This is a genomic window from Microcoleus sp. B5-D4, assembly GCF_036705145.1.
Taxonomy (GTDB): domain Bacteria; phylum Cyanobacteriota; class Cyanobacteriia; order Cyanobacteriales; family Microcoleaceae; genus Microcoleus.
This window is the reverse complement of the sequence record NZ_JAUBTV010000006.1, coordinates 160,659-166,945: the sequence shown is the minus strand read 5'-3', so window position 1 is coordinate 166,945 and position 6,287 is coordinate 160,659. Positions and strand designations below refer to the sequence as shown.

The 6,287-nt window shown below is 45.1% G+C and carries 7 protein-coding genes; 3 read left to right on the top strand and 4 right to left on the bottom strand.

Annotation, left to right across the window (positions count from 1 at the left end; genetic code table 11):
• The first annotated feature begins 234 nt into the window (after positions 1–234).
• Positions 235–852: an alpha/beta fold hydrolase gene (locus QUB10_RS05070; protein ID WP_333200108.1), complete on the top strand. Its 618-nt coding sequence runs from the start codon at positions 235–237 to the stop codon at positions 850–852.
• Between the two features lie 2 nt (positions 853–854).
• The gene (locus QUB10_RS05065; RefSeq protein WP_333200106.1) at positions 855–1,466 is read left to right on the top strand and encodes an alpha/beta fold hydrolase; all 612 of its coding nucleotides are present in this window, start codon (positions 855–857) and stop codon (positions 1,464–1,466) included.
• Positions 1,467–1,721: 255 nt separating this feature from the next.
• On the opposite strand, the gene QUB10_RS05060 is transcribed toward QUB10_RS05065, so the two are convergent.
• Positions 1,722–2,153: a VOC family protein gene (locus QUB10_RS05060; RefSeq protein ID WP_333200104.1), complete on the bottom strand. Its 432-nt coding sequence runs from the start codon at positions 2,151–2,153 to the stop codon at positions 1,722–1,724.
• 11 nt (positions 2,154–2,164) lie between these two features.
• Between QUB10_RS05060 and QUB10_RS05055 the strand changes: the two genes are divergently transcribed.
• Positions 2,165–3,031 carry a TIGR00297 family protein gene (locus QUB10_RS05055; RefSeq protein ID WP_333200102.1) on the top strand — a complete coding sequence of 289 codons (867 nt, stop codon included), beginning with the start codon at positions 2,165–2,167 and terminating at the stop codon, positions 3,029–3,031.
• Between the two features lie 175 nt (positions 3,032–3,206).
• On the opposite strand, the gene hetR is transcribed toward QUB10_RS05055, so the two are convergent.
• From hetR to QUB10_RS05040, 3 genes are all read right to left on the bottom strand, one after another.
• Positions 3,207–4,112: a heterocyst differentiation master regulator HetR gene (gene hetR, locus QUB10_RS05050; RefSeq protein WP_333034952.1), complete on the bottom strand. Its 906-nt coding sequence runs from the start codon at positions 4,110–4,112 to the stop codon at positions 3,207–3,209.
• 852 nt (positions 4,113–4,964) lie between these two features.
• Positions 4,965–5,192, bottom strand: coding sequence for a hypothetical protein (locus tag QUB10_RS05045; protein WP_333200100.1), 228 nt, complete (start codon positions 5,190–5,192; stop codon positions 4,965–4,967).
• Between the two features lie 799 nt (positions 5,193–5,991).
• Positions 5,992–6,219, bottom strand: a complete 228-nt coding sequence (locus QUB10_RS05040) for a hypothetical protein (RefSeq protein WP_333153243.1) — start codon at positions 6,217–6,219, stop codon at positions 5,992–5,994.
• Positions 6,220–6,287 lie beyond the last annotated feature (68 nt).

Genomic DNA, 6,287 nt, shown 5'->3' with positions numbered 1-6,287 from the left:
TCTAGATTCTTGCACTTGTGTGTCTATTTTTCGATAGCCGCCTATCATAGCCGCCTATCTTTCAGAATAGCATAGCATTTTGTGCAGCACTTATTTACAAGTATCTCAGAATTTGTTAGCGATTCCCACTAATTGCCGATCGTACCTCGATCCGATTCGCTAGCTGTCCTAGTAGGGGTAAAACTCCCTAGGGGAGTGATTTATGCTGTAATTAGCAAGCAATTTTCTTTTCAAATGAACAGTTCGCTCGATCGCAATCCCGTCATCCTCATACACGGCATCTGGGACACAAAGATGATTTTCAGCAAAATGTCCGCCCGCCTCACCGAACTCGGATGGTCAGTCCACAGCCTCAACCTCACCCCCAACGACGGTAGCCTCGGCCTCGACTTACTGGCCAAGCAACTGGCAGACTACATCTCTGAAACCTTCGATCCAGAACAATCTTTAGACATAGTAGGCTACAGCATGGGCGGCATCGTCAGTCGCTACTACGTCCAGCGACTCGGAGGAATCAACCGCGTACAGCGTTTCATCACCCTATCATCCCCTCACCACGGCACCCTCACCGCCTATTCCCTACGCCTACCAGGATACCTGGATATGCGCCCCGATAGTGGCTTGCTGCGCGATTTAAATCAAGATGTGACAATGCTCAAACGCATAAACTTTACATCAATGTGGACGCCATTTGACATAATGATTGTACCGGCAAACAGCTCCCAAATGCCAGTAGGTAAAGAAGTTAAAGTCAACCTTTTGCTGCACCGCCAAATGGTGACAGAACCCCTAAGTATTAACGCATTAATTGAAGAACTAAAAGCACCTATTGAAAATAAAATTCCCACTTAAAAATGAATAGCAATTTCAGCCGCAACCCAGTCTTGCTAATTCACGGAATCTTCAGAAAATCGGGAATTTTTCACAAAATGTCTGCCTACCTCACCCAACTAGGATGGTCAGTCTACACCCTCAATCTCTCGCCCCATTGGGGCAACGCCAGCATAGACGAATTAGCCCAACAAATAGCAGATTATATAGACAAAACCTTTGCGCCAGAACAGCATCTAGATATAGTAGGATTGAGCATGGGCGGTTTAGTAACTCGCTACTACCTGCAAAGGTTAGGTGGCATTAACCGAGTGCAGCGCTTTATTGCGATATCTTCTCCTCACAGCGGTACTTGGATGGCTTACACTCTCTGGGGAAAAGGCTGCATCCAAATGCGTCCTGGCAGTGCTTTTCTAGAAGATTTAAATCGAGATGCTTTTTTGTTAGAAAAGCTCAATTTTACTTCGATTTGGACAGATTGGGATTTCATCATCGTACCCGCTTCTAGTTCCCAAATATCTGTTGCCAAAGAAGTAAAATTGTCGGTTTTTGCCCATGCCATGATGGCGAGGCATTCCAGCAGTTTAAAAGCGGTCGCTGAAGCACTTTCAGAACCATTAAAAGTTCATGATTAACCGTTTGATTCATTCTTGTATAATGTCAAATTTTGTAGGGCGGGTTTCACCTACAATAATTGCTTAAAACTGAGATATTGCACCATTCTCAATTACTTGTTTAGGAACAGGCATCTTGCCTGTTCCACAAGAGATGATTTTTCTTGTGGAACAGGCATCTTGCCTGTTCTTGACAATGGTGCAATATCTGAGTTAAAACCAACAATCTCGTAAACCCGCCCCCACGAACACGGCAAATCGCTACCGGACTAAAAATCAAACAGCATCGCCAACTTCAGCGTATTCGCTGCGACCAAAAATTGCTTCAGCTTCACAATAATACTTGAACTCAAGTATATTGTGGAAAGGGTCTTCTAAGAAGAAAGTACGGTGTTCTGTAGGCAAACCGACAAATCGCCGTCTCGGTTCTTGATAGAAATTTAAGTTGTTTTGCTGGGCTTTTTCTAGCAACGCTTCCCAGTCAGCTTCGGAAGTAAAAATTAACCCAAAATGCCGGGGGTAGATGCCTCGCTGAGGCGTCAAAGGTTCGTGGCTGACGTGGGCGACAATTTGATGGCCGCACAAACCCATAATCGCAGAATTAGGCGATTCGCGACCTAGTTCGCAGCCGAGCCCGTCTACATAGAACGCTTTGGTTTGGGCAATATCGCTCACGGGGAAGGCAAGATGAAATAAGACTTGACTCATGGAGGTACTAAATGCAGAATTCAGAATTGTTCTTTAATTATTTATCTTGGTCTAATCCTTGGTTGGTGGCGATCACCCTAAATACAGTTTTACTCGCGATCGCCACCATTGCTCCTAAAAAATTGCTCACTCCCGCTGGTCAATTTCACGGCTGGGTATTGGGCGTCCTCATTTGGGGCTGTTTGGGATGGCAAGGCTATGCTGTGGTGATGTTTTACTTTCTTGTCGGATCGGGAGTTACCCGCATCGGCAAAGCTCAAAAAGAAGCAGAAGGCATAGCAGAAAAGCGTTCAGGCGCCCGAGGCCCGGAAAATGTCTGGGGTTCAGCTTTAACCGCTACTCTTTGCGCTTTGGGAGTTTTGGCGTTATCTATTTTAGCAGAGACAGGCAAGATGTCTGTTTTAGCAGAGACAGGCAAGATGTCTGTTTTAGCAGAGACAGGCAAGATGCCTGTGTCACAAGATGCTATTTCCCTGTTATTGTTGGGTTACGCGGCGAGTTTTTGCACCAAACTTTCCGATACCAGCGCCAGCGAAATCGGCAAAGCTTACGGGAAGCGGACTTTTTTGATTACTAGCTTGCAGCCCGTACCTAGGGGTACCGAAGGGGCCGTAAGTTTGGAAGGAACGATCGCGGGTATTGTCGGCTCAATTTTGATTGCACTTTTAAGTTGGGCCGTAGGTTTAATTGACTTGACAGGAATTGTTTTTTGTGTTATTGCGGCTTTTATTGCCACGAATATCGAGAGCGTGATTGGGGCGACGGTGCAATCAAAGTTTGAGTGGCTCACGAACGAGGTGGTAAATTTTTTCAATACACTCATAGGAGCGATCGCAGCGATTATTTTAGCGGCGACATGGAGAGCTTTTTTAGCTTAGTTAATCCTGGACGCATTCGCGGCCCAATCAACCTGGTTTTTTAGGATAATTCAAAGGATTAACGCAGTATTTTTGGAAAAAAAGCCGGTTGCGCCGTCCAGGGCTATTAGCTATTAATCATTAGTCATTAGTCTCAAGCAATCAACTCATGACTAATGATGAATAGTTAATCAAACTAAGCGTCGTCTTGCGGCCCAAAAACCATTTGTAAAATCATCGTCGGTTCGCCCCGCTTGTGATAGCGATCGGCCCAATTGCGAATAATTTCATCTAATTCCTCAAGGGCTTGGTCGAGCCGTTCCGGCGGAATATCCAAAGTCTCCATAATTCGCATCACCTTCGGTTGTTTTTCCGCCCAATCCTTCATCAGCCGGAAATATCTAGCCGTATCCTCAACCATAGTAAATGTCCGCTCTTCCTGCTCTGCGGGAGAGTAAGTAGCGCGGGTGAGGGCATAAAACGGCATTCCCCAAGGAGAATCAATGCGAGTTACTGTCCCAGAATAGATCAAGCGCCGCTTAATGTGTTCTGCTAGAGCTTCGCTCAAAGGCATTCGCCTTTCTGGAGACATATCTTCTTGCGATCGCCTGTGCAGAAACTCGATCAACTCCATAAACTGAAAAGAATTGATCAGTTGAGCGTCTGGCGGATTCGGAGGAATCTTGCCTTCGAGATATTTTTTTTCATCTACAGTCAAATTGTTTCCCGGAATGCGAGGGCGTCCCGGCATCCAACCATACTGTTCCAGCCAGACATAAGGAAACTGAATCAAATATCTAGGTTCTTGCGAACCCAACATTTTCAGCAATTTTCCCTGAGTCAGAGCTTCCCGGACTTCTTCAACAATCACCTTCACCCGTTTAGGCTCAATGTGATGCAAGTGTCCGGTCATCCGCAGGTTGTTGTCCTGCTCCATATAAGTCATATAAATGGCACACTTAGCCGCCGTTGCGGCCGCGTCTAGAAACGCCCCGTGCCTGTGCCCACTGGTTCTCATGGCGCTAAACGCCAGATATAGCATGATCTGATCCATTGCACTAGGGCTGAGGCTTTTGACCAGATCTAAAGAGTCATTTTTCATCACTATCCCCGAAATAGCCAAATTAGGAGGCATTTTGTCATCCTCCATTAAATTATTGCGAGAGCGCCGAATCAAGCATAGCCGACTGTCGCCGGAAAGCTTGCCAGCTACCCTAATATTCAGGTTAGTTAATTTCCCTGAGGTAACAGGGCATGGGCTTAAAGGCTATCCACACCGCATAAGTGGTTCTTATTGGTGGCCAATTTAAGTAGATTGCTGCACCCTCTGCGCTGACAGTTTACCTATATATAAGTTAGTTATCGCAAATTAATTATAGTGCAGCGGTTGAAAATTAAACCCTACCTGTGGGGGGGAGAACGTAAATAACTGTTGCGCTCCCAAGAATTTGAGGCGACTCCGAGCCCCTAATTCTTGAATAGTCATGGATGCCGAAACCCGGTTCGATCTACTAAAATAAGGCTGTTGCATAATTGCGGGAAGATTTTGATGGTTTTGTGGGATGGGATATCGTAGCCAGTCCGCTGTATTTTCACAGCAGGCAGGACACCCCACAAAAATCCTCGTCAAATTGTGCAACGCCAAAATAAGGCGTGGAAGGCGAGGGATATTGGTTGAAAAACCCAGATGCTCCGAGGCCTGTGGTTAGTGCTTGTTTAATTGAAGCGTTTTCAATACAAAACCGCCACATACTAGAATCTATCTCTAGGTAGATGGCGGTTCCCCGTTTATATGCTAATATTTGTTACACTAAAAATAATCTCCTAAAAACTGTCCACAAAAAGTGCAGTTGTCGCTTAACCTGAAAAACTAGAATCCCAGAAAATCCGATCGCGCGATCGAATGAACGGCCCAAAGCAACTCAGTTGTGGTCATCACTTGCGTCCGATGCCCTTAGAAATCTTGTAGCGGATGAGTGTAAACAGTAGGCTCAGTAAAATTTCTGCGGTTGCCTCGCCTCTTAATAGGACGCTCGCCCTTTTGTTGAGTTTGGGCTGACAACATATATTGAGCGGTGCCAGTTTCGAGGATGGGGAGTGGAGATTCAAAAGCTTGAGCGGCGCTGGCACTCAAGGTAATGCCCAACAGGCTCAGTAAAGCAATTGCAGTGTAGGTTTTCATGGGTAGTATTCGTCTCAGTATCTATTTAGAGATACGACATTTACCCAGGCTGATCAGGATGAATTTCCCTGAAATTATCAAACTAGAGAATTAGGAATCAGGAATCAGGAATCAGAAGGAAGAAGAAGAAGGAAGAAGAAGAAGGAATCAGGAAGAAGGAATCAGGCTTAAGTTAAGCTATCGCGCCTTTAAATTGTCTCCTAAAATCCTTGTATAAAAAGCGGAAAATTATCTTTCCCTCTCCCTTTCTCACCCTCTCCCCCTCCCGAAGCAACAGACACTTTAGATGCGTAGCATCTCATCTATGAGAGCAGTCAATCGATTTGAGATTTGAGATTTGAGATTTGAGATTTGAGATTAAAGAATTGAAGCATTGACTTGCGCGAGATTAATTCGGGGGTGGCTTTATCGGATACAGGTTTTTTATTTCTGGGTCCTGAGTCTGCTTTCGGAATGAATCACGTGGCGGGTATCCTGGATGCTTGATTGTCAGAAGTTGAGGTAAAATGGAATAACTAAAATCTCTGGCTTCAATAATAAAAAAATTCCTAATTGCACTACCCAGACGGTTGCAATAATATACAAAACCGCCAAATACGAGATTCAATCTCTCGATAGATGGCGGTTTAAGGTTTATATGCTATCATCACTCACATAAAAGAAGATCCTAATGACTGTAAACAAGAAATGCAGTTGCCTTGGAAACCTGAAAAACTATCATCCCAGGAAATCAGATTGAGCGCTCGACACGGGCGGCAGAAACTAACTCAATAACGGAAATCGCTTTCGTCCAATGTCATTAAAATGCTTGTAGTTGATGAGTGTAAAGATTAGGCTCAATGAACTCTCGGCGTCCGCTGCCTCTTTCTGGAGAACGATCGCCCCTTTGTTCGGTTTGGGCGGATAAAATGTATGGATGTGTGGCAATTTGGAGCAGCCCGACGAGGGATTCCAAGACTAGAACGACAGTGGCGCTCAAAGTAACGTCCAAAAGACTCAGTAAAGCAATTGGTGTGTAAGTTTGCATGGGTAGTATCCGTGTCAGTGTCTATTAACTGATACGGGATCTCCCCGATCGATCAGGATAAATTTCTG